Here is a 21,119-nt window from a genome sequence, read left to right on the forward strand (position 1 = left end):
AAAAAAGCGGCCAAATCGGCCGCTTTTTTTATATTTCAGATCAGGAATATCGTTTCCAGATCGATTTCTCCCCCAACTTATCCACAAAACTCTGATGCGCTGTGGATTCCGCCTCGGTCAGCCGGGCGGGCAGGGGCGTGGGACGCGGGCGCGGGCGCCAGACCTCGGTCGTGCCGCCACCGCTGCCCGATTGCTGACCCACCGGCGCCAGACCGAAATCCGGCTGCCGCCCGCCGATCAGCTCAAGATAGACCTCGGCCAGAATTTCACTGTCCAGCAGCGCGCCGTGTTTTTCGCGGCCCGAGTTATCCACCCCAAAGCGGCGGCAGAGCGCATCGAGCGAGGCCGGCGAGCCGGGGAATTTCCGCCGCGCGATCAGCAGGGTATCCAGCGCGCGGTCGTTGCCGATCAAGGGCTTGCCCGCCCAGCCCAGCTCGGCATTGAGGAATTTCATGTCGAAGGCGGCGTTGTGGATCACCAGCTTGGAATCCGGACCGATGAAATCCAGAAACGCCTGCGCGATGGCGGCGAATTTCGGCTGCGGGCGCAGGAAATCATCGCCCAGGCCATGTACCTCAAACGCCTCTTTCGGCATCATCCGCTCGGGGTTGATGTATTGGTGGTACACCTTCCCGGTGGGCATGTGGTTATAGAGCTCAACCGCGCCGATCTCGACGATGCGGTGCCCTTCGGAGGGTTCAAAGCCGGTGGTTTCGGTATCGAGAACGATCTCACGCATCTTGGGCCTCCAGTTTGCGGATCAGCTCTTGCACGGCACGGGCCGTCGCTTCAAGCGTCACCGTCTCGATCACATAGGTCGCGCGGGCGCGTTTTTCGGCATCCGGCATCTGCCGGTCGAGGATAATCTGCAGCTGTTCGGGCGTCATCCCCGGCCGCGCCAGCACTCGGGCGCGTTGTACCTCGGGCGGGGCCGAGACGACGAGGGTGGCATCCATCTGCGCCTCAGCCCCGGTCTCGAAGAGCAAGGGAATGTCGAGGAGCACGAGGGGGGCATCGGCATGGACCGTCAGAAAATCCGCGCGGTCGGCGGTGACGAGGGGATGCACCACGGCCTCCAGCCGGGGCAGGGCGGTCGGATCGGCGGCAATGATGGCTTTCAGCGCGCTGCGGTCCACCGCGCCCTCGACAATCGCTGTGGGAAAGAGCGGGGCCAGCGCCTGTGCGGCAGGCCCGCCCGCCGCATAGAGCCGGTGCACGGCGGCATCTGCATCCCAGACCGGCACACCTTCGGCGGCAAACATCGCCGCCGTGGTGGATTTGCCCATGCCGATCGAGCCGGTCAGCCCCAGCCGGAACGGGCGCGTCTTGCCGCTCATACCGCCAGAACGGCGGCGCGCAGCTCGTCATCCACCTCGGGGCGGACGCCGAACCAGCGCTCAAACCCCGGCGCGCCCTGGTGCAGGAGCATGCCGAGACCGTCAACGACGGTGCAGCCCTTGGCCTCGGCCTCGGTCAGAAAGGCGGTTTTCAGCGGCGCATAGACCAGATCATTCACCACCGCATCCGGCGACAAAGCCTCCAGCGGCACCCGGAATTCCGGCTTGCCCACCATGCCGAGCGAGGAGGTGTTCACCACCGTCACCGCATCTTCCATCATGTTCCCGGCCTGCGCCCAGTCATAAACCACCACCCGCGCGCCAAACTCGGCCCGCAGGTTCTCGGCCCGGATGCGGGTGCGGTTGGCGATGCGGATCTCGGGCACGCCGACCTCGAGAAGCGAGGCAACCACCGCACGCGAGGCGCCGCCCGCACCGATCACTGCCGCCGCCCCCAGCTCCGGGATCCAATCCGGTGCGTTTTGCCGCAGATTGGCGATGAAGCCATAACCGTCTGTATTATCGGCGTGAATCTTGCCGTCATGGCCAAAGATCAGCGTGTTCGCCGCCCCGATCAGCGCCGCGCGGTCGGTGACGTGATCGGCGAGCGCCAGCACCGCCTCCTTGTGCGGAATGGTGACATTGCAGCCGACAAACCCGGCCTTCGGCAGCGCCACCAGCACCTCTTTCAGGTCCTGCCCGGCGATGTCGAGCGGGATGTAATGCCCCTGCAACCCGTATTTCTTCAACCAATAGCCGTGCAGGGCAGGCGAGCGCGAATGCGCCACCGGCGAGCCGATCACACAGGCCACAGGAATACGCGGATGCGCGTCCGTCATCTCAGATCTCCTCTGGTGCGCAGCCAGGAGAGGAATTCGATCAACGGCAAGCCAAGCACCGTGAAATAATCGCCCTCAACCTTGGAAAACAGCCGCACGCCTTCCTCTTCCAATTTATAGCATCCTACCGCATGGCGGATGCTCTCCCAATGTCGTGATACATAGGCTGTGATTTCGGCCTGCGACAGCGCATGCATGTGCAACCGCACCTCGCCCACATGCCGCCAGAGCGGCTTGCCATCCTGATAGACCACCAGCGCCGACAAAAGTCGGTGAATTTGTCCTGATAATTCAGTTAGTTGCGTGACAGCCTCTTCCGGGGTCTCGGGCTTGGCGAAAACCTTGCCCTTCAGCGCCAGCACCTGATCGGCGCCAAGCACCATCGGCCCCGGCTCTTTCTCCGAAATCTTGCGCGCCTTCATCTCGGCCAGAGCATCGGCCAGATCGCGCGGCGTCGCGCCTTCGGATTGCAGGCTGAGGCGGATCATTTCCTCATCAATCCGCGCCGGGCGGATGTCGAGGGTCAGGCCCGCATTGCGCAGCAACTGCGCGCGAATTTCGGATTGGGAGGCAAGAAGGATGTGCATGAGCCTGTGGATATCCGGGCGCGGCGCGCGGGGGCAAGAGTCTTGAGACTCTGCTTGACAGGGATGTGACCGTTTTTCGACCCGAGTCGCCAAAACCACGCGGGTTTTTTCCACCTGTGGGAGGGGAGTCACAGTCGGTGTGGAGAAGCCGCAGGTCGCCCGGTTGCGCACAGCACGGCGCAGCCCGGAAATTTTTTTTGCGCAGGTGCATCCCTCAGGGATTCAACTCCGTGCCGCGAAAGAAAGCGTTTTATCCACAGCCCATCCACCGATTCCGGCCCAAGACGCCGGAATGTGGAGGAATCGGCGCGGATCGCTGTAATCCACGTTATCCACCGGCCTTACATCATCATCATCTTTTCTTTCTATATTCTTAAATTTAAAGATGAATGCCTGTGTTTGGAGAACGCGATGACCGACCTGCTGGCGACCTGGTACCCTTGGATAAAGGCGTTTCACGTGATGTCCGTCATCGCCTGGATGGCCGGGCTGTTCTATTTGCCCCGACTGTACGTCTATCACACCGAGACCGCCGAACCCGGATCGGCATCAGACGCGATGCTGCAGGTCATGGAGCGCAAACTGCTGCGCGCCATCATGAACCCCGCCATGATCGCGACCTGGGCCTTTGGGCTGGCGCTGGTGGCGACTCCGGGCATTGTGGACTGGTCTATGGTCTGGCCCTGGACCAAGGCGGCCAGCGTCATTGCCATGAGCGGGTTTCACATGTGGCTCTCGGCGCGCCGCAAGGACTTTGTGGAGGGCCAGAACCGCTTCACCGGCCGCGCCTACCGGATCTCGAACGAAGCGCCGACGCTGTTGATGATCGTGATCGTGCTCTCGGTGATCGTGAAGTTCTGAGGTTGCCCGCAAGACCGCATTTGCCCGCAAAACCGAGTTTGATTGACTCAGGGGGTCTTTACCCCTATTTGCGATATCCAAACCCCGGCCGTCCGGCTTTGGGGGCTCCCGAATTGACAATTTTGCAAAGAATGTGCCGCATCGCGGCCCTGATGGTGGTATGCCCATGACGCTTGAGCGTTTGAACCTTGCTGATCTGAAAGCCAAAAGCCCGGCTGACCTGCTGACTTTGGCCGAGGAATGGGAGATCGAGAACGCCTCGACCATGCGCAAGGGCGAGATGATGTTCTCGATCCTGAAAGAGCATGCCGAAGAAGATTGGGTCATCGGCGGCGATGGCGTGCTGGAAGTGCTGCAGGATGGTTTCGGCTTTCTGCGCAGCCCTTCGGCCAACTATCTGCCGGGTCCGGATGACATCTACGTCAGCCCGGAAATGATCCGCCAATATTCGATGCGCACCGGCGATACGGTGGAAGGCGTGATCCGTGCCCCCGGCGAGAATGAGCGTTATTTCGCGCTGACCGCCGTGGAAAAGATCAACTTTGAAGATCCCGAGCGCGCCCGCCACAAGGTGGCCTTTGACAACCTGACGCCGCTCTATCCGGATGAGCGGCTGAAGATGGAGATCGAAGACCCGACCGTGCGCGACCGCTCGGCCCGGATCATCGACCTGGTGGCGCCGATCGGCAAGGGCCAGCGTGGCCTGATCGTGGCACCGCCGCGGACCGGTAAAACCGTGCTGTTGCAGAACATTGCGCATTCCATCGCCACCAACCACCCCGAGTGCTATCTGATCGTGCTTCTGATCGACGAGCGCCCGGAAGAGGTGACGGACATGCAGCGCTCTGTGCGCGGCGAGGTGGTCTCCTCGACCTTCGACGAGCCCGCGACTCGTCACGTGGCCGTGGCCGAGATGGTGATCGAGAAGGCGAAACGTCTGGTCGAGCACAAGCGCGACGTGGTGATCCTGCTCGACAGCATCACCCGTCTGGGCCGGGCCTTCAATACCGTGGTGCCGTCGTCGGGCAAGGTGCTGACCGGCGGTGTCGATGCGAACGCGCTGCAACGCCCGAAACGCTTCTTCGGGGCCGCGCGGAACATCGAAGAGGGTGGCTCGCTGACCATCATCGCCACCGCGCTGATCGACACCGGCAGCCGGATGGATGAGGTGATCTTTGAAGAGTTCAAAGGCACCGGCAACGCCGAGATCGTGCTCGACCGCAAAGTTGCCGACAAGCGCGTCTTCCCGGCGATGGACATCCTCAAATCCGGCACCCGGAAAGAGGATCTGCTGGTGGATCAGAAGGATCTGCAGAAAACCTATCTGCTGCGCCGCATTCTGAACCCGATGGGCACCACCGATGCGATCGAGTTCTTGATTTCCAAGCTGAAACAGACCAAGTCCAACAGCGAATTCTTCGAATCCATGAACGGCTAAGGCGCTATCGCCTTAATTGTCGTTTTACGACAAGGGGTTACCGAAATGGATACGATCTATGCTCTGGCCTCCGCCCGTGGAAAAGCGGGCGTTTCGGTCATTCGGCTGTCCGGTCCGGCGTCCTGGGCGGCGGTTGAGGCCCTCTCGGGTCCCTTGCCGGAACCGCGCAAGGCCGGGTTGCGGCGGCTGAAGTTGGATGGCGAAATGCTGGATGAGGCGGTGGTGCTCTGCTTTGCTGCGGGCGCCAGCTTTACCGGCGAACAGGTGGCTGAGTTGCACGTCCATGGGGCCATGGCGACGGTGGCCGCTGTGCTGCGGGCGGTGGGGGCGCAGCCGGATCTGCGGATGGCGGAGCCGGGAGAGTTCACCCGCCGGGCGCTGGAAAACGGCCGCTTGGATTTGGCCCAGGTCGAAGGGCTTTCGGATCTGATCGAGGCCGAGACCGAGGCGCAGCGCAAACAGGCGTTGAAGGTGCTCTCGGGTTCGGTGGGTAAGGCGGCGGATCAATGGCGGGCCGATCTGGTGCGCGCCGCGGCCTTGATCGAGGCGACGATTGATTTTGCCGACGAGGATGTGCCGGTGAATGTGACGCCAGAGGTGTTGCATCTGGTGGACCGCGTCGATGCCGCCCTGCGGACGGAACTCCGCCGTTATGGCGCCGCTGAGCGGATCCGTGATGGCTTTGAAGTGGCCATTGTCGGGCGGCCAAATGCCGGAAAATCGACACTTCTCAATGCTTTGGCAGGACGTGAGGCGGCGATTACCTCGGAATATGCCGGAACCACCCGTGATGTGATCGAGGTGCGGATGGATCTGGGCGGGCTGCCGGTGACGGTGCTCGATACCGCCGGTCTTCGGGAAACCACGGATGTGGTCGAAGGCATCGGCATCGAGCGGGCGCTGGAGCGGGCGGCGGCGGCGGATCTGCGGGTGTTCTTGCTCGACGGTGAAGAGGTGCCGCTGATTGCGCCTTTGCCGGGCGATCTGGTGGTGCAGGGCAAGGCAGACCTTGGATCGGCGGCAGGCCTGGCGGTTTCCGGCAAAACCGGGGCAGGGGTGGACCGGCTGGTCGCTGAAATCTCCGGCATCCTTTCGGGGCGTGCGGCTTCGGCGGGCGTATTGACCCGGGAACGACATCGTGACGCCGTGACCCGCGCGATCGAGGCTATGGAATCGGCGCGAAAAGAGGTAGAAGAAGGCCCGGACCGGGTGGAGATGGCAGCCGAAGAGCTGCGCCGGGCGGCACGGGCATTGGCGGCATTGGTCGGACGGGTGGATGTGGAACATCTGCTCGATGAGATCTTTGCCAGTTTCTGTATCGGAAAGTAGGAGTGTTTCACGTGAAACATTTTGACGTCATCGTGGTGGGCGGCGGGCATGCCGGAACCGAAGCGGCACATGCTGCGGCGCGTACCGGCGCGCGCACGGCCTTGGTTACGCTGCGCCGCGATGGCATTGGCGTGATGTCCTGCAACCCGGCGATTGGCGGCCTGGGCAAGGGCCATCTGGTGCGTGAAATTGATGCGCTGGATGGGGTTATGGGACGCGCTGCAGATGCCGCCGGGATCCAGTTCCGGTTGTTGAACCGGCGCAAGGGTCCGGCGGTGCAGGGCCCCCGCGCGCAATCCGACCGCAAACTCTACCGGCAATCGATGCTGGCGATGACCGAAGCGCAGCCCAACCTTGAGATCATCGAGGGCGAGGCTGCGGATTTTCTGATGCAGGAAGGTCGGGTCTCGGGCGTCGCTTTGGCGGATGGATCCGAGATTCGCGCGGGCGCGGTGGTCCTGACTTCGGGCACCTTCCTGCGCGGCATCATCCATATCGGCGATCAACAGCAGCCGGGTGGGCGGATGGGGGATAAACCCTCGATCGCGCTGGCGCAACGCATGGACAGTTTTGGTCTGCCGCTTGGGCGGCTGAAAACCGGCACGCCGCCGCGCCTCGATGGCCGGACGATCAATTGGGATGTGCTGGACAGCCAGCCGGGCGATGATGACCCGGTGATGTTCTCCTTCATGAACCGCAGGCCGCTGGTGAAACAAATCGCCTGCGGCATTACCCACACGAATGAGCGGACGCATGACGTGATCCGTGCCAATCTCGGCCGCTCGGCGATGTACGGCGGCCATATCGAAGGGGTGGGGCCGCGCTATTGCCCCTCCATCGAAGACAAAGTGGTGCGCTTCGCCGACAAAACCTCGCATCAGGTGTTTCTGGAGCCTGAGGGGCTGGACGATCCCACGATCTATCCGAACGGGATTTCGTCCTCGCTGCCGCTGGACGTGCAGGAGGCCTATGTCCGGTCTATTCTGGGCCTGGAGAATGTCACCATTTTGCAGCCAGCCTATGCGATCGAGTACGACTATGTCGATCCGCGCGCGTTGAAGCCGACGCTGGAGTTGCGCGACGTGCCGGGTCTGTATCTGGCCGGGCAGATCAACGGCACGACGGGGTATGAGGAGGCGGCGGCGCAGGGGCTGGCGGCGGGTTTGAATGCGGCGCATGCGACTCTGGGCCGAGATGTTGTAAGCTTCAGCCGCACCAACAGCTATATCGGGGTGATGATCGACGATCTGATCACCCGTGGTGTGACCGAACCCTATCGCATGTTCACCTCACGCGCGGAGTTCCGCCTGTCGCTGCGGGCGGATAATGCCGACCAGCGTCTGACGCCGATGGGGCTCGATCTGGGAATTGTCTCCCCGGCGCGCGCTGTCGCTTTTGAGCAGAAGATGGAGCAGTTGATTGCGGGCCGTGCCATTCTGGAGGCCGTGACCTTCACGCCGAAAGAGGCCTTGGCCGCCGGGATCAAGGTGAACAATGACGGCACCCGCCGCTCGGCTTTTGAGCTGATGTCTTTCCCGGACATCACGCTTGAGGCGCTGAAAGCAGCGGCACCGGCGTTGGATGAGATCTCGGATGAGATCCTGACGCAGCTGGGCTGTGACGCGCTCTATGCCAACTATATTGACCGTCAGAGCCGCGATGCTGCCGCCATCCAACGTGATGAGAGCATTGAGATTCCGGCGGATTTCGCCTTTGACACGCTTCAGGGCCTGTCAACGGAACTGCGGTTGAAGCTGACCAGAACCCGCCCGGTCTCGCTGGGGCAGGCGGCGCGTGTCGAGGGGATGACTCCGGCGGCCCTGACGCTGATCCTGGCGCGCCTGCGTCAGGCCGCGAAGGCAAAGATCGCATGATGCTGGCACAGGCTGAGGCTGCTTTCGGGCAGATGAATGTTTCACGTGAAACACTCGACAAGCTGATCCGGTATGCGGAGCTGCTGGAGAAATGGAACCCGGCGATCAATCTGGTGTCAAAATCCACGCTGAGCACATTGTGGTCGCGGCACATGCTGGATTCGGCGCAGGTGTTCGCGCTCTTGCCGCAAGGCGCCCGACATTGGGCGGATCTTGGCAGTGGGGGCGGTTTTCCGGGGCTGGTCATTGCTATTCTCGCTGCGGAAACCGCGCCCAATTTGCAGGTCACTTTGGTGGAAAGCGATCGCCGGAAGGCGACCTTCCTCTCGACCGTGCTGCGTGAGACGGGCGTGACGGCGAGGGTGCTGGCCGAGCGCATTGAGGCAGTGCCGCCGCTGGCTGCAGATGTGCTGAGCGCGCGGGCGCTTGCCGCGCTGCCGCAACTGTTGGCCTTTGCCGAGATGCATTTGGCCGGCACGGGCATTGCGGTTTTTCCCAAGGGCAGCGCCTGGAAAACCGAACTGGACGAGGCGCGCAAGATCTGGTCATTCGCGCTCGAAGAGCAGCCCAGCGTAACGGACCCCGAAGCGGTCATCCTGAAAATTCAAGGAGTCTCTCGTGTCTGATCTGTCGCGCACCGCCGCACCGCGTATCATCTCCATCGCGAACCAAAAGGGTGGGGTGGGGAAAACCACGACGGCGATCAACCTCGCGGCGGCTCTGGCCGAGCTTGATCTGCGGGTTTTGCTGGTGGATCTGGATCCGCAGGGCAATGCCTCGACCGGTTTCGGGGTGGAACCCGCCGATCGACGCTTCACCACCTATGATCTGCTGATCGATGATGCGCCGCTGGAAAAGGTGATCGTCGCCACTGCGGTGCCCAATGTCTGGCTCTGCCCGGCAAACGCCGATCTGTCTTCGGCGGATATGGAGCTGGTTGCCAATGAAAAGCGCAGCTTCTTGCTGCATGACGCTTTGCGCCAGGTGGCGATGCAGAGCTTTGGCTTTGACTATGTACTGATCGATTGCCCGCCCTCGCTCAGCCTGTTGACGGTCAATGCGATGGTGGCGTCGGATGCCGTGCTCGTGCCGTTGCAGGCCGAGTTTTTCGCGCTGGAAGGGCTGTCGCAACTGATGCTGACGATCCGAGAAGTGCGGCAAACCGCGAACCGCAACCTGCGAATCGAGGGCGTTGTCCTCACCATGTATGATGTTCGCAACAATCTCTCACAACAGGTTGAGGCGGACGCCCGCGCGACCTTGGGCGAAGTTGTCTGCCGGACGATGATTCCGCGCAATGTTCGGGTGTCCGAAGCACCGTCTTATGCGATGCCGGTGTTGACCTATGATCCGTCGTCCAAGGGCTCGGTGGCCTATCGCGCGCTGGCACAGGAACTCCTGTCGCGCTATGCACAGTCCAATCGCGAAAGGATTGCAGGATGAGCGACAAGAAATTTGAACGCCGCGGGCTGGGCCGGGGCCTTTCGGCGCTGATGGCGGATGTGAATATGGCGCCTGCGGGTGAGGAAGCCGCGCCGCGGCGCGCTGAAATGCGGGTGCCGGTGGAGCAGATCGCGCCGAATCCGGATCAGCCGCGGCGGGATTTCACGCCGGATTCGCTGAATGAACTGGCCGCCTCGATCCGCGAAAAGGGCGTGATTCAGCCGCTGATCGTGCGGAAGCATCCGAGCAAGGATGATTTCTACGAGATTGTTGCCGGGGAACGCCGCTGGCGGGCGGCGCAGATGGCGCAACTGCACGAATTGCCGGTGATCGTCCGCGAGTTTTCCGACACCGAAGTGCTCGAAGTGGCGATCATCGAGAACATCCAGCGGGCCGATCTGAACCCGGTGGAAGAGGCAATGGGCTATCGGCAGCTGATGGAGCGGTTTGGCCATACGCAAGAGCGTCTGGCCGAAGCTCTGTCGAAAAGCCGCAGCCATATTGCGAACCTGATGCGGCTGCTGCAGCTGCCGCCGGAGGTGCTGACCTGGTTGCGCGAAGGTCTGCTGACGGCCGGCCATGCGCGGGCCTTGATCACCTCGGTGGATCCGGTGGCGTTGGCGCGGGAGGTGATTGAAAAGGGCCTGTCGGTGCGCGAAACCGAGGCGCTGGCGAAGAAGGTGCCGGGTGGGGCCAAGGGCAATGTGCGCACCAATAACCGCAGCACTGAGAAGGATGCGGATACGCGGGCACTAGAAGGTGATCTTTCCGCTAACCTTGGTATGAACGTCAATATCGACCACAAGGGAGAGGATGGCGGCACGTTGACGATCAGCTACCGCGATCTCGATCAGTTGGACAAGCTGTGCCAACTGCTCTCGGGCGGCAACTGATCAGCCTTCCGGCCGGGTCCAGAGAAACAGGGCAACCGCGCAGAGCACGCTGCCCTGAACCGCCAGAATCAGCGGCCGCAGACCCAGAATCAGGCTCAGACCCAAGGCCATCGTCATCGAGACGGTGGCCCATTTTTTTGCCCGACGGCTGATGGTGCCATGTTCATTCCAGGCGATGATCGGCGGGCCGAATTGCGGATGCGTGAGGATCCAGTGATGCAGCCGCTCGGAGGAGCGCGAGAAGCAGAAGGCGGCCAGCAGCATCGGGCCCACGGTGGGGATCAGCGGCAGGAAGGCGCCGACGATCCCGAACCCCAGCCAGAAAAGACCCGCCGCCAGCCACAAAATGCGCATCTACAGCATCAACTCCCGGATCACGGCATTCAGCACGGCGCGCCCATCCGCCGTGGCTCTGATCCGTTCCGCATCCACCAGTATCATCCCCAAATCCTGCAATTCCCCTAAAGCGCGTGGCGAGAGGGGCGCGCCCGCCAGTGCCTCATAGCGGGGCCGGTCCAGCCCTTCGGACAGGCGCAGCCCCATCATCAGATATTCCGCCGCCTGATCCTTCAGGGGCACCGCTTCGCGCGGGGCCTCGCCATGGCCCTGAGTCTCGACCTGCCGCAGCCAGGCGAGGGGGGCTTTCGGTGTGTCCGTCGCCCAACGGTTGCCGTTCAGCGTCAGACGGCCATGCGCGCCGGGGCCGATCCCGGCATAATCGCCATAGCGCCAATAGATCAGGTTATGACGGCTCTCCGATCCGGTTTTGGCATGGTTAGAGACTTCATAGGCGGGCAAGCCGGCCGCCGCGCAGAGCTCTTGCGTCAGCAGATACATGTCGGCGGCATCATCATCTTCGGGCATGCCTTTCAGGCCACCGGCGGCGTGGCGGGCGCCAAAGGCGGTGCCGTCCTCGATGGTCAGCTGGTAGAGCGAGAAGTGATCGACCGCCATCGACAAGGCCTCGGTCAATTCAGACCGCCAGTCGGAAAGGGTCTGGTTTTGGCGGGCGTAGATCAGGTCAAAGCTGACGCGGTCAAAGGTGTTGCGGGCGATGTCAAAGGCGGCGCGGCCCTCGGCCAGGGAATGCAGGCGGCCCAGCCGTTTCAGATCAGCGTCGTTCAGCGCCTGCATCCCCATCGAGATGCGGTTGACCCCCGCTTCTCCATAGGCGCGGAACCGTCCGGCCTCGATGCTGGAGGGGTTGGCCTCCAGCGTCACCTCAACATCATTCGCCTGGGGCCAGGTGGCGCGGATCTTGTCGAGGATCGCCTGCACCAGCTCCGGGTCCATCAGCGAGGGCGTGCCGCCGCCGAAGAAGACCGTGTTCAGAACCCGGTCTTTCGTCTCGGCGCCGACCCGCTCAATCTCGCTCAGATAGGCTCTCATCCAGCGGTTTTGGTCGATTTCCGCCGAGACATGACTGTTGAAATCGCAATAGGGGCATTTGGAGGCGCAGAACGGCCAATGCAGGTAAAGCCCGAAGCCGCCGTTCCGCCAATCCTCCATCTGCATCATCCCTTGAACGCGGTGACTTCAATCTCCACCAGCATCTCCGGCTTGATCAGCCCGGCGATGACCATGGTGGCGGCGGGGCGGATCACGCTCAGCGCCTCGCCCAAGGCGGGCACCAGTTCGGGCACCAGCGCGGCATCGGTCACGGTGTATTGCACGCGCACGATATCCTCCATCGCAAAGCCGCCCTTTTCCAGCGCGGCGCGGATGGTGGCAAAGCAGTTGCGCGCCTGATCGGCGATGCTCACGGGCATCTCCATCGTGGCGTAGTCATAGCCGGTGACGCCGGAGACGAAGCACCAGGGCCCTTTCACCACCGCGCGGGAATAGCCCATCGTCGCTTCAAAGGCGGAACCGCCTGAAATCAGGATCGCTTCAGTCATCATTCAGCCTCAAAACAGGGGATCAGTTTGGCAAAAGCATCGGCGCGGTGGCTGATGCGGTTCTTTTCCTCATGCGACATCTCGCCAAAGGTGATCGCATAGCCCTCGGGCTGGAACATCGGGTCATAGCCATGCCCCATGCTGCCGCGCATCGGCCAGACGCATTGCCCCTCCACCTTGCCTTCGAAGACTTCGTCATGGCCATCGGGCCAGGCGAGGACGAGGGTTGAGCGGAAGCGGGCGGTGCGCGGATAGGGGGCGCTCGCCGCTTCCAACTCGGTCCAGGTGCGGGTCATCGCCTGCACGAAATCGCGCCCCTGCGGGGTAAAGGACCAATCGGCAGTATAAACCCCCGGCGCGCCGTCCAGCGCGTCGACCTCGATCCCGCTGTCATCGGCGAGGGCGGGCAGGCCGGTGGCCTTGGCCGCCGCATGCGCCTTGATCCGCGCATTACCGATAAAGGTGCTCTCGGTCTCCTCCGGCTCGGGCAGGTTCAATTCCGCGGCGCCCACGCAGGTGATGCCGAAGGGGGCCAGCAGCTCTGACATCTCTTCGAGCTTGCCCGCGTTATGGGTGGCGATCAGCAGTTTTTTCCCGGTGAACCGCCGCATCAGATGGCCGCCTTCTGCGCGGCGACCAGCTCGGCGATGCCCGCTTCGGCCAGATCGAGGAGCTGGTTCATTTCCTCGCGCGAGAAGCTGGCGCCCTCGGCCGACATCTGCACTTCCACCAGACGGTTGCGCCCGGTCAGGATGAAATTGCCATCGGTGCCGGCTTCCGAATCCTCGGGGTAGTCGAGGTCGAGGATGGTTTGCCCGGCATAGATGCCGCAGGAGACCGCCGCGATATGGTCGATCAGCGGGTCAGAGGTGATCAGCCCGGCCTTCATGAGTTTGTTCACCGCCAGACGCAGCGCCACCCAACCGCCGGTGATCGAGGCGCAGCGGGTGCCGCCATCGGCCTGAATCACGTCGCAGTCGATGACGATCTGCCGCTCGCCCAGGGCCGAACGGTCAACGCCCGCGCGCAACGCCCGGCCGATCAGCCGCTGGATCTCCTGCGTGCGGCCCGATTGCTTGCCCATCGCGGCTTCGCGGCGGTTGCGGCTGTTGGTGGCGCGCGGAAGCATGCCGTATTCCGCCGTTACCCAGCCCAGCCCGGTGCCCTTGAGGAAGGAGGGCGCGCGGTCCTCGATCGTGGCGGTGCAGAGCACATGGGTGTCGCCCACTTTGATCAGGCACGAGCCTTCTGCATGTTTCGTCACCCCGGTTTCGATGGTGATCGGGCGCATTTCGTTCAGCTTACGGCCAGAGGGGCGCATGGTCAGGGTCCTTTCCCAGTGTTTGGGCCAATTACAGGCGGGATTCGCGGCGATGCAACCCTTGTTGGGCCCGGTCTTGGTGTGGTGTCGTGCGAAGTGCGGTGGCGCATTGACGCGGAGGCCCTGCAGACCTTAACTCCTTGGATGGAGATAGGGCGATGAATGACGCAAGCAAAGTGCTGCAAGATCTGAATGACCGCTCGCGCGAAGTGTTTCGGCGGGTGGTTGAGGGCTATCTTGACAGTGGCGATCCGGTGGGCTCGCGCACGCTGACCCGCAGCATGAGCGAGAAGGTCAGCGCCGCCACCATCCGCAATGTGATGCAGGATCTGGAATATATGGGGCTTCTCGACAGCCCGCATGTTTCGGCAGGCCGCATCCCGACGCAGCTGGGGCTGCGGATGTTCGTGGACGGGCTGATGGAGGTGGGCGAACTCGCTGCCGACGACCGTGCGCGCATTGACGCGAGTGCGGGCGCGAATGAGCCGGAGGTGAGTGGCCTGCTCGACCGGGTGGGGGCGGCGCTCTCGGGGATCACCCGCGGCGCCAGTCTGGTGCTGACGCCGAAGCATGAGGCGCCGATCCGCCATATCGAATTTGTCAGCCTCGGGCCGGACCGGGCGCTGGTGGTGCTGGTCTTTGCCGATGGTCAGGTGGAAAACCGCGTGTTCACGCCGCCGCTCGGTCAAACGCCCTCGTCGATGCGCGAGGCGGGGAATTTCCTCAACGCTTTGGCCGAGGGGCGCACCCTGTCCGAGCTGCGCGCGCATATCACCCGCGAGATCAGCGTCCGGCGGCAGGAACTCGATGTGCTGGCGCGTGAGATGGTGGAAAGCGGCCTCGCGGTCTGGGAGGCCCCCGGCGAGCGGCAGGAGCGGCTGATCGTGCGCGGCCAGTCCAACCTGATCGAGGGCGAGGCCGAGGATCTGGAACGGGTGCGCAGCCTGTTCGACGACCTGGAGCGCAAGCGGGATATCGCCGAATTCCTCGATTTGACCGAGGCGGGCGAGGGGGTGCGCATTTTCATTGGCTCCGAGAACAAGCTTTTTTCACTTTCGGGTTCCTCTCTGGTGGTCTCTCCCTATATGAACGCGGACCGGAAGATCATCGGGGCTGTAGGGGTCATCGGACCCACACGGCTCAACTACGGACGGATCGTTCCGATCGTGGACTATACAGCGCAGCTGGTGGGGCGAATGCTCTCCGGCCGCGGCAAGGGGTAAGACGCATGAGCGACATGAAAAAAGACGAAATCGCCGAGGAACAGGCGCAGTTCGACATTGAGGCCGAGGCCGCGATGTATGACGAAATGGACGCGCTGCGGGCCGAGCGGGATGAGCTGAAGGACCGTTTCATGCGGTCTTTGGCGGATACCGAGAATCTGCGCAAACGCGCGGACCGCGAGCGGCGTGAGGCCGAGCAATACGGCGGCTCGAAATTGGCGCGCGATTTGCTGCCGGTGTATGACGCATTGCGCCGGGCGCTCGACGCTGTCGGCGAGGAGCAGCGCACCGCCGCCACGGCGCTGATCGAGGGGGTTGAGCTGACCCTGCGCGAGCTGACCAATGTGTTTTCCAAGCATGGGTTGCAGATGCTGGCGCCGCAGGTGGGCGATACATTCAATCCGAAAGAGCATGAGGCGATGTTTGAAGCGCCGGTGCCGGGCACCAAGGCGGGCGACATCATTCAGGTGATGGCCGAGGGGTTCATGCTGCACGACCGTCTCTTGCGGGCGGCGCAGGTGGGCGTCTCTTCGACCCCGAAAAGCTGAGCTGTTTCACGGGAAACCGTGCGGGATCTGGGGGCCTTCGGGCCCCCTTTTTCATGCGTGGGTTTCGTAAAGCTCCAGCGGCAGACCGTCAGGATCGGCGAAGAAGGTGAAACGCGCGCCGGTAAGTTCATCCACCCGGACCGGTTCAACCGTCACGCCCAGCCCGTCCAGCCGGGTGACCCAACTGTCGAGATCCGTCACCGCAAAGGCCAGATGCCGCAGGCCGCAGGCTTCGGGGCGGCTGGGGCGGGCCGGCGGGTTGGGAAAGGAAAACAGCTCGATCTGGCTGCCATCGGGCAGGGCCAGATCCAGCTTCCAGCTGTCGCGTGCCGCCCGATGCGTCTCGGCCAGAATGCGCAGGCCGAGAATCCGGGTGTAAAAATCGCGCGAGGCCGCGTAGTCGGCCGCGATGATCGCCGCGTGATGCAGGCGGAGCAGGGTCATTTGGCCTGCAACGCCTTCAGCTCATATAGCGCGGCCAAAGCCTCACGCGGAGAGAGCTCATCCGGATGGATGCTGGCCAGTCTCTCGGCCAGTTCTGCCGCCACCGGATCGGCCTTGGGCGCTGCCGGCGCGGGCGGCGGGGCCAGCCGGAACAGCGGCAGATCGTCGAGCATGGTCTGTTTGCGCCCGGACTCGCGGTCCCCCGTTTCCAGCGTCTCCAGCACCAGTTTGGCGCGCTCGACCACCGATTGCGGCAGCCCGGCCAGACGCGCCACCTGCACGCCGTAAGAGCGGTCCGCCGCGCCCTTCTTCACCTCATGCAGAAAGATCACCTCGCCTTCCCATTCCTTGACGCTGACGGTGGCGTTTTCGACCCCCGGCAGCTTGGCCGACAAAGCGGTCATCTCATGGTAATGCGTGGCAAAAAGCGCGCGACAGCGGTTGCTGTCGTGCAGATGCTCCAGCACCGCCCAGGCAATGGAAAGGCCGTCATAGGTCGCGGTGCCGCGGCCGATCTCATCCAGGATCACCAGCGCGCGGTCATCGGCCTGATTGAGGATGGCGGCGGTCTCGACCATCTCGACCATAAAGGTCGAGCGGCCACGCGCCAGATCATCCGCCGCGCCGACCCGGCTGAACAACTGACTGACCAGGCCGATATGCGCCCGGCGGGCGGGGACAAAACTCCCCGCCTGCGCCAAGAGCGCAATGATCGCGTTTTGCCGCAGAAAGGTGGATTTACCCGCCATGTTCGGACCGGTCAGCAACCAGATCGCCGGGGTATCGCCCGAAGTCAGCCCGCAATCATTGGCAACAAAGGGCTCGCCCGCGCGTTTCAGCGCCAGTTCCACCACCGGATGCCGCCCCGCCTCGATCTCCAGCGCGCGACTGTCGTCGATCAGCGGCTCCGCCCAGTCTTCAGCTGCGGCGATATCGGCAAAGGCGGCGGCGAGGTCGATCTCGGCCAGCGCCCGCGCGGCATCCCCGATCGGCCCGGCATGGGCCAGAATCGCCTCTCTCAGGCTGGAATAGAGACGTTTTTCGATCTCGAGCGCATGGTTCCCGGCATTCAGAATCCGGGTTTCCATCTCGGAGAGCGGCAGGGTGGTGAAGCGCACCTGATTGGCGGTGGTTTGGCGGTGAATGAAGGTCTCATTCAGCGGCGGTGCCAGCATCCGCTCGGCGTGGGTGGCAGTGGTTTCGATGAAATAGCCCAGCACATTGTTGTGCTTGATCTTCAGCGCGTTGATTCCGGTCTGTTCGATGTACTCTTGCTGCATGCGGGCAATGACGCCGCGCCCCTCGTCACGGAGCGCGCGGGTCTCGTCGAGTTCGGCGTCATAGCCGCTGGCGATAAAGCCACCATCCCGTGCCAAGAGCGGCGGTTCGGCGATCAGGGCAGCATCGAGATAGGCAATAAGGTCTTCATGCCCAACCAGTGCCGTCGCGGCGCGGGTCAACAACCGTGGCGCCTCAGAGGCGCCGAGGGCGGCGGCAATCGCTTCCGCCTGGGTCAGCCCGGCGCGGATCGCGGCCATATCGCGCGGGCCGCCCCGGTCAAGCGCCAGACGCGACAGCGCGCGGTCCATGTCCGGGCAGCGGCGCAGGGCGGTGCGCAGATCTTCTGAAAAGCGGCTCTGTTCCAGCAAAAAACGCACGCCGGTGTGGCGCTCGCGGATCTGCGCCAATTCGCGCGACGGGGCCGAGATCCGGCGCTCCAGAAGCCGCGCGCCGCCAGCAGTGACCGTCCTGTCAATCGCCGCCAGCAGCGAGCCTTCGCGCCCGCCCGACAGCGCCTGCGTCAGTTCCAGATTGCGGCGGGTGGCGGCGTCGATCTGCACCGCCTCACCGGCGTTTTCCCGCAAAGGCGCGCGCAAGAGCGGCAGTTTCCCGCGCTGGGTCATGTCGAGGTAATCGACAATCGCCCCCATCGCCGAAATCTCAGCCCGGGTGAATGTGCCAAAGGCCTCCAACGTGCCGACCTTGAAGAGATCACAGAGCCGCCCTTCGGCGCTCTGGCTGTCGAAACTCGCCCGCGCCAAAGGTGTCATCGCCGCGCGGGTATCCGTGACAATCTCGGCCAGCTCTCGCTCTTTGGCATCGGGCACCAGCACTTCGCGGGGCGCCAGCCGCGCCAGCTCGGGCGCCAGCCGCACCAGGGGGCAGGGCATCACCCGGAATTCGCCGGTGGAAATATCCACCCAAGCCAGCGCCGCCTCATCGCGCAGCTCGGCCCAGGCGGCCAGGAAATTGTGCCGCCGCGCCTCGAGCAGGCTTTCCTCAGTCAGCGTGCCGGGGGTGACCAGCCGCACCACATCGCGTTTCACCACGGATTTCGACCCGCGTTTTTTCGCCTCGGCCGGATCTTCCAGCTGCTCGGCAATCGCCACGCGAAAGCCCTTGCGGATCAGGTTCAGCAAATAGCCCTCGGCCGCATGCACCGGCACGCCGCACATCGGGATCTCTTCGCCCAGATGCATCCCGCGTTTGGTCAGCGCAATGTCGAGCGCGGCGCTGGCGGCCACCGCATCCTCAAAGAACATCTCGTAAAAGTCGCCCATCCGGTAGAACAGCAGGGCCCCCGGATTGGCGGCGCGAATTTCCATATATTGCGCCATCATCGGCGTGACGGTCGGTTCGGACATGCTTCCCCCTGCGATTGAGCGTGACCCTACAAAACCGGGGCGGCCGGGGGAAGGGGGGCGCAATTGCATTGAGACAATGGAAGCGGGGCGTTATGACTTCGGGGCTTGCAGGAGGAAATGGCCCCAATGTCCACCAAAAACCGTATCACGCCGGAAGAGGCGCTTGCCTATCATCTCGATCCCAAGCCCGGGAAATATGAGATTATGGCGACCACCCCGATGGCGACCCAGCGCGATCTGAGCCTGGCCTACAGCCCCGGCGTGGCCGTGCCGGTACAGGCGATCGCCGATCACCCCGAGACCGCCTATGATTATACCGTCAAGGGCAACATGGTCGCGGTGATCTCGAACGGCACCGCCATTCTGGGCATGGGCAATCTGGGGGCCCTGGCCTCCAAGCCGGTGATGGAGGGCAAGGCCGTGCTCTTCAAACGCTTTGCCGATGTGAATGCGATCGATATCGAGCTGGACACCGAAGACCCGGAGAAGATCATTCAGGCGGTCAGCCTGATGGGGCCGACCTTTGGCGGCATCAACCTTGAGGATATCAAGGCGCCGGAATGTTTCATCATCGAGCAGCGGCTGAAGGAAATCATGGACATCCCGGTGTTCCATGACGATCAGCATGGCACCGCGGTGATCTGCGCGGCAGGGCTGATCAACGCGCTCGAAATCTCGGGCAAAAAGATTGAGGACTGCCGGATCGTGCTGAATGGCGCCGGGGCGGCGGGGATCGCCTGTCTGGAGCTGATCAAGGCGATGGGCGCGAAACATGACAATTGCATCATGTGCGACACCAAGGGTGTGATCTATCAGGGCCGCACCGAGGGGATGAACCAGTGGAAATCCGCCCATGCCGCGCGCACCGATGCGCGGACGCTGGAGGAGGCGATGCTGGGGGCCGATGTCTTCCTCGGCGTGTCGGCCAAGGGCGCGGTGACCCCGGCGATGGTGGCCTCGATGGCGCCGAACCCGGTGATTTTCGCCATGGCCAACCCGGACCCGGAAATCACCCCGGAAGAGGCGCATGCCGTGCGCGAAGATGCCATCGTCGCCACCGGGCGGTCGGATTATCCGAACCAGGTGAACAACGTGCTGGGCTTTCCCTATCTCTTCCGCGGTGCGCTGGACATTCATGCCCGCGCGATCAACGATGCGATGAAAATCGCCTGTGCCGAGGCGCTGGCGAAACTCGCGCGCGAGGATGTGCCGGATGAGGTGGGCCTTGCCTATGGTCGCAAGCTGACCTTTGGCCGCGATTACATCATTCCGACCCCCTTTGATCCCCGGCTGATCTATGTGATCCCGCCCGCCGTGGCCAAGGCCGGGATGGATACCGGCGTCGCCCGCCGCCCGATCATCGACATGGAGGCCTATGCCCACAGCCTCAAGGCACGGATGGACCCGACCGCCTCGATCCTGCAGGGCATTCATGCGCGGGCGCGTCAGGCGCAATCGCGGATGATCTTTGCCGAGGGCGATGACGCCCGCGTGCTGCGCGCCGCGGTGGCGTTTCAGCGCTCGGGTCAGGGCAAATCCATTGTCGTGGGCCGCGAAGCCGATGTGAAGGAAAAGCTGGAGGCCGCGGGCCTTGGCGATGCGGTGCGCGAGCTGGAGGTGGTGAACGCAGCCAACACGCCGCATCTCGAGACCTACAAGGATTTCCTCTATGCGCGTCTGCAGCGGCAGGGGGTGGACCGGCATGAGGTGGCGCAGCTGGCCAACCGCGACCGGCATGTCTTTGCGGCGCTGATGCTGCAACATGGGCATGGCGACGGGCTGATCACCGGGGCCACCCGCAAATCGGCGCATGTGCTGGAACTGATCAACAAGGTGTTTGATGCCAAGCCCGCCGATGGCGCGGTGGGGATCACGGCTGTGTTGCTCAAAGGGCGGATCGTGCTGATCGGCGATACCCTCGTGCGCGAATGGCCGGACGAGAACGATCTGGCCGATATTGCCGAACGGGGCGCGCAGGTGGCACGCGGCCTTGGGCTCGAGCCGCGGGTGGCGTTCCTGTCGTTCTCGACCTTCGGCTATCCGGTCTCGGAGCGGGCGACGAAGATGTATGAGGCGGCGAAAGTCCTCGACCGGCGCGGAGTCGACTTTGAATATGAAGGCGAAATGACCGTGGATGTGGCGCTGAACATGGAGCAGATGGCGCATTATCCCTTCTGCCGCCTGACCGCGCCGGCCAATGTGCTGGTGGTGCCGGCGCGGCATTCGGCCTCGATCTCGGTCAAGCTCTTGCAGGAAATGGCCGGTGCGACCGTCATTGGCCCGATCCTGACCGGGGTGGCGAAACCGATCCAGATCTGCTCGACCGTCTCCACGGTGAACGACATCCTGAACATGGCGGCGATTGCCGCCTGCCGTTTGGGTCAGGACAAGTAACGGGCAAAGCAGGCGCCGGGGGCGGTGGCCCCCGGTGCGCAAACC

21 protein-coding genes are annotated in these 21,119 nt (G+C 63.3%); 10 read left to right on the forward strand and 11 right to left on the reverse strand.

Annotation, left to right across the window (positions count from 1 at the left end; all coding sequences use genetic code 11):
- Positions 1-40 precede the first annotated feature (40 nt).
- From dnaQ to ACEN2S_RS02920, 4 genes are read right to left on the reverse strand one after another with little or no spacing between them, the layout of a single operon-like run.
- Entirely contained in the window at positions 41-739 is a 699-nt protein-coding gene (gene dnaQ, locus ACEN2S_RS02905) for a DNA polymerase III subunit epsilon (protein WP_441862147.1), read from the reverse strand.
- Positions 732-1,337 (reverse strand): dephospho-CoA kinase, encoded by a 606-nt coding sequence (gene coaE, locus ACEN2S_RS02910; protein ID WP_441862149.1) that lies wholly within the window; start codon positions 1,335-1,337, stop codon positions 732-734. The genes dnaQ and coaE overlap by 8 nt, the downstream gene beginning before the upstream one ends.
- Entirely contained in the window at positions 1,334-2,176 is an 843-nt protein-coding gene (locus ACEN2S_RS02915) for a shikimate dehydrogenase (RefSeq protein ID WP_441862151.1), read from the reverse strand. Before ACEN2S_RS02915 ends, coaE begins: the two co-directional genes overlap by 4 nt.
- A complete protein-coding gene (locus ACEN2S_RS02920) occupies positions 2,173-2,763 on the reverse strand; it encodes a Maf family protein (RefSeq protein ID WP_441862153.1) in 591 nt (196 codons plus the stop codon). Before ACEN2S_RS02920 ends, ACEN2S_RS02915 begins: the two co-directional genes overlap by 4 nt.
- A 411-nt stretch (positions 2,764-3,174) precedes the next feature.
- On the opposite strand from ACEN2S_RS02920, the gene hemJ reads away from it, so the two are divergent.
- The 7 genes from hemJ to ACEN2S_RS02955 all read left to right on the forward strand — a co-directional run bounded on the left by hemJ (position 3,175) and on the right by ACEN2S_RS02955 (position 10,601).
- The gene (hemJ, locus tag ACEN2S_RS02925) at positions 3,175-3,624 is read left to right on the forward strand and encodes a protoporphyrinogen oxidase HemJ (RefSeq protein WP_441862156.1); all 450 of its coding nucleotides are present in this window, start codon (positions 3,175-3,177) and stop codon (positions 3,622-3,624) included.
- Positions 3,625-3,790: 166 nt separating this feature from the next.
- A complete protein-coding gene (gene rho / locus ACEN2S_RS02930; protein WP_441862905.1) occupies positions 3,791-5,062 on the forward strand; it encodes a transcription termination factor Rho in 1,272 nt (423 codons plus the stop codon).
- Between the two features lie 45 nt (positions 5,063-5,107).
- Positions 5,108-6,391, forward strand: a complete 1,284-nt coding sequence (mnmE, locus tag ACEN2S_RS02935) for a tRNA uridine-5-carboxymethylaminomethyl(34) synthesis GTPase MnmE (protein ID WP_441862158.1) — start codon at positions 5,108-5,110, stop codon at positions 6,389-6,391.
- 11 nt (positions 6,392-6,402) lie between these two features.
- The gene (gene mnmG, locus ACEN2S_RS02940) at positions 6,403-8,265 is read left to right on the forward strand and encodes a tRNA uridine-5-carboxymethylaminomethyl(34) synthesis enzyme MnmG (RefSeq protein WP_441862160.1); all 1,863 of its coding nucleotides are present in this window, start codon (positions 6,403-6,405) and stop codon (positions 8,263-8,265) included.
- A complete protein-coding gene (gene rsmG, locus ACEN2S_RS02945) occupies positions 8,265-8,891 on the forward strand; it encodes a 16S rRNA (guanine(527)-N(7))-methyltransferase RsmG (RefSeq protein WP_441862163.1) in 627 nt (208 codons plus the stop codon). The genes mnmG and rsmG overlap by 1 nt, the downstream gene beginning before the upstream one ends.
- Positions 8,884-9,708, forward strand: a complete 825-nt coding sequence (locus tag ACEN2S_RS02950) for a ParA family protein (RefSeq protein ID WP_441862165.1) — start codon at positions 8,884-8,886, stop codon at positions 9,706-9,708. The genes rsmG and ACEN2S_RS02950 overlap by 8 nt, the downstream gene beginning before the upstream one ends.
- Positions 9,705-10,601, forward strand: a complete 897-nt coding sequence (locus tag ACEN2S_RS02955; protein WP_441862168.1) for a ParB/RepB/Spo0J family partition protein — start codon at positions 9,705-9,707, stop codon at positions 10,599-10,601. Before ACEN2S_RS02950 ends, ACEN2S_RS02955 begins: the two co-directional genes overlap by 4 nt.
- Here ACEN2S_RS02955 and ACEN2S_RS02960 read toward each other — a convergent pair whose 3' ends face one another.
- From ACEN2S_RS02960 to rph, 5 genes are read right to left on the reverse strand one after another with little or no spacing between them, the layout of a single operon-like run.
- Entirely contained in the window at positions 10,602-10,955 is a 354-nt protein-coding gene (locus tag ACEN2S_RS02960; protein ID WP_441862171.1) for a YbaN family protein, read from the reverse strand.
- On the reverse strand, positions 10,956-12,110 hold the full coding sequence (gene hemW / locus ACEN2S_RS02965) for a radical SAM family heme chaperone HemW (protein WP_441862174.1): 1,155 nt from the start codon (positions 12,108-12,110) through the stop codon (positions 10,956-10,958).
- Between the two features lie 5 nt (positions 12,111-12,115).
- Positions 12,116-12,499, reverse strand: coding sequence for a RidA family protein (locus ACEN2S_RS02970; protein WP_441862176.1), 384 nt, complete (start codon positions 12,497-12,499; stop codon positions 12,116-12,118).
- Positions 12,499-13,110 carry an RdgB/HAM1 family non-canonical purine NTP pyrophosphatase gene (gene rdgB / locus ACEN2S_RS02975; protein WP_441862179.1) on the reverse strand — a complete coding sequence of 204 codons (612 nt, stop codon included), beginning with the start codon at positions 13,108-13,110 and terminating at the stop codon, positions 12,499-12,501. The genes ACEN2S_RS02970 and rdgB overlap by 1 nt, the downstream gene beginning before the upstream one ends.
- Entirely contained in the window at positions 13,110-13,820 is a 711-nt protein-coding gene (gene rph / locus ACEN2S_RS02980) for a ribonuclease PH (protein ID WP_441862182.1), read from the reverse strand. The genes rdgB and rph overlap by 1 nt, the downstream gene beginning before the upstream one ends.
- Positions 13,821-13,978: 158 nt before the next feature.
- Here rph and hrcA point away from each other — a divergent pair, with 158 nt between their 5' ends.
- Positions 13,979-15,043 carry a heat-inducible transcriptional repressor HrcA gene (hrcA, locus tag ACEN2S_RS02985; protein WP_441862185.1) on the forward strand — a complete coding sequence of 355 codons (1,065 nt, stop codon included), beginning with the start codon at positions 13,979-13,981 and terminating at the stop codon, positions 15,041-15,043.
- 5 nt (positions 15,044-15,048) lie between these two features.
- Positions 15,049-15,591 (forward strand): nucleotide exchange factor GrpE, encoded by a 543-nt coding sequence (locus tag ACEN2S_RS02990; protein WP_441862187.1) that lies wholly within the window; start codon positions 15,049-15,051, stop codon positions 15,589-15,591.
- Positions 15,592-15,642: 51 nt separating this feature from the next.
- On the opposite strand, the gene gloA2 is transcribed toward ACEN2S_RS02990, so the two are convergent.
- Both gloA2 and mutS read right to left on the reverse strand, forming a co-directional pair.
- Complete coding sequence (gloA2, locus tag ACEN2S_RS02995; protein WP_441862189.1) at positions 15,643-16,035, reverse strand: SMU1112c/YaeR family gloxylase I-like metalloprotein; 393 nt, start codon at positions 16,033-16,035, stop codon at positions 15,643-15,645.
- On the reverse strand, positions 16,032-18,680 hold the full coding sequence (gene mutS / locus ACEN2S_RS03000; protein WP_441862191.1) for a DNA mismatch repair protein MutS: 2,649 nt from the start codon (positions 18,678-18,680) through the stop codon (positions 16,032-16,034). Before mutS ends, gloA2 begins: the two co-directional genes overlap by 4 nt.
- 126 nt (positions 18,681-18,806) lie before the next feature.
- Here mutS and ACEN2S_RS03005 point away from each other — a divergent pair, with 126 nt between their 5' ends.
- The gene (locus ACEN2S_RS03005; protein WP_441862193.1) at positions 18,807-21,074 is read left to right on the forward strand and encodes an NADP-dependent malic enzyme; all 2,268 of its coding nucleotides are present in this window, start codon (positions 18,807-18,809) and stop codon (positions 21,072-21,074) included.
- Positions 21,075-21,119: the final 45 nt, after the last annotated feature.

Origin of the sequence: Phaeovulum sp. W22_SRMD_FR3, assembly GCF_052113705.1 — a bacterium.
Taxonomy (GTDB): domain Bacteria; phylum Pseudomonadota; class Alphaproteobacteria; order Rhodobacterales; family Rhodobacteraceae; genus JBGQOG01.

Coding starts and splice junctions, on each gene's coding strand:
- dnaQ (WP_441862147.1), bottom strand. CDS start 739: ATGCGTGAGATCGTTCTCGATACCGAAACCACCGGCTTTGAACCCTCC.
- coaE (WP_441862149.1), bottom strand. CDS start 1,337: ATGAGCGGCAAGACGCGCCCGTTCCGGCTGGGGCTGACCGGCTCGATC.
- ACEN2S_RS02915 (WP_441862151.1), bottom strand. CDS start 2,176: ATGACGGACGCGCATCCGCGTATTCCTGTGGCCTGTGTGATCGGCTCG.
- ACEN2S_RS02920 (WP_441862153.1), bottom strand. CDS start 2,763: ATGCACATCCTTCTTGCCTCCCAATCCGAAATTCGCGCGCAGTTGCTG.
- hemJ (WP_441862156.1), top strand. CDS start 3,175: ATGACCGACCTGCTGGCGACCTGGTACCCTTGGATAAAGGCGTTTCAC.
- rho (WP_441862905.1), top strand. CDS start 3,791: ATGACGCTTGAGCGTTTGAACCTTGCTGATCTGAAAGCCAAAAGCCCG.
- mnmE (WP_441862158.1), top strand. CDS start 5,108: ATGGATACGATCTATGCTCTGGCCTCCGCCCGTGGAAAAGCGGGCGTT.
- rsmG (WP_441862163.1), top strand. CDS start 8,265: ATGCTGGCACAGGCTGAGGCTGCTTTCGGGCAGATGAATGTTTCACGT.
- ACEN2S_RS02955 (WP_441862168.1), top strand. CDS start 9,705: ATGAGCGACAAGAAATTTGAACGCCGCGGGCTGGGCCGGGGCCTTTCG.
- ACEN2S_RS02960 (WP_441862171.1), bottom strand. CDS start 10,955: ATGCGCATTTTGTGGCTGGCGGCGGGTCTTTTCTGGCTGGGGTTCGGG.
- hemW (WP_441862174.1), bottom strand. CDS start 12,110: ATGGAGGATTGGCGGAACGGCGGCTTCGGGCTTTACCTGCATTGGCCG.
- ACEN2S_RS02970 (WP_441862176.1), bottom strand. CDS start 12,499: ATGACTGAAGCGATCCTGATTTCAGGCGGTTCCGCCTTTGAAGCGACG.
- rdgB (WP_441862179.1), bottom strand. CDS start 13,110: ATGCGGCGGTTCACCGGGAAAAAACTGCTGATCGCCACCCATAACGCG.
- rph (WP_441862182.1), bottom strand. CDS start 13,820: ATGCGCCCCTCTGGCCGTAAGCTGAACGAAATGCGCCCGATCACCATC.
- hrcA (WP_441862185.1), top strand. CDS start 13,979: ATGAATGACGCAAGCAAAGTGCTGCAAGATCTGAATGACCGCTCGCGC.
- ACEN2S_RS02990 (WP_441862187.1), top strand. CDS start 15,049: ATGAGCGACATGAAAAAAGACGAAATCGCCGAGGAACAGGCGCAGTTC.
- gloA2 (WP_441862189.1), bottom strand. CDS start 16,035: ATGACCCTGCTCCGCCTGCATCACGCGGCGATCATCGCGGCCGACTAC.
- mutS (WP_441862191.1), bottom strand. CDS start 18,680: ATGTCCGAACCGACCGTCACGCCGATGATGGCGCAATATATGGAAATT.
- ACEN2S_RS03005 (WP_441862193.1), top strand. CDS start 18,807: ATGTCCACCAAAAACCGTATCACGCCGGAAGAGGCGCTTGCCTATCAT.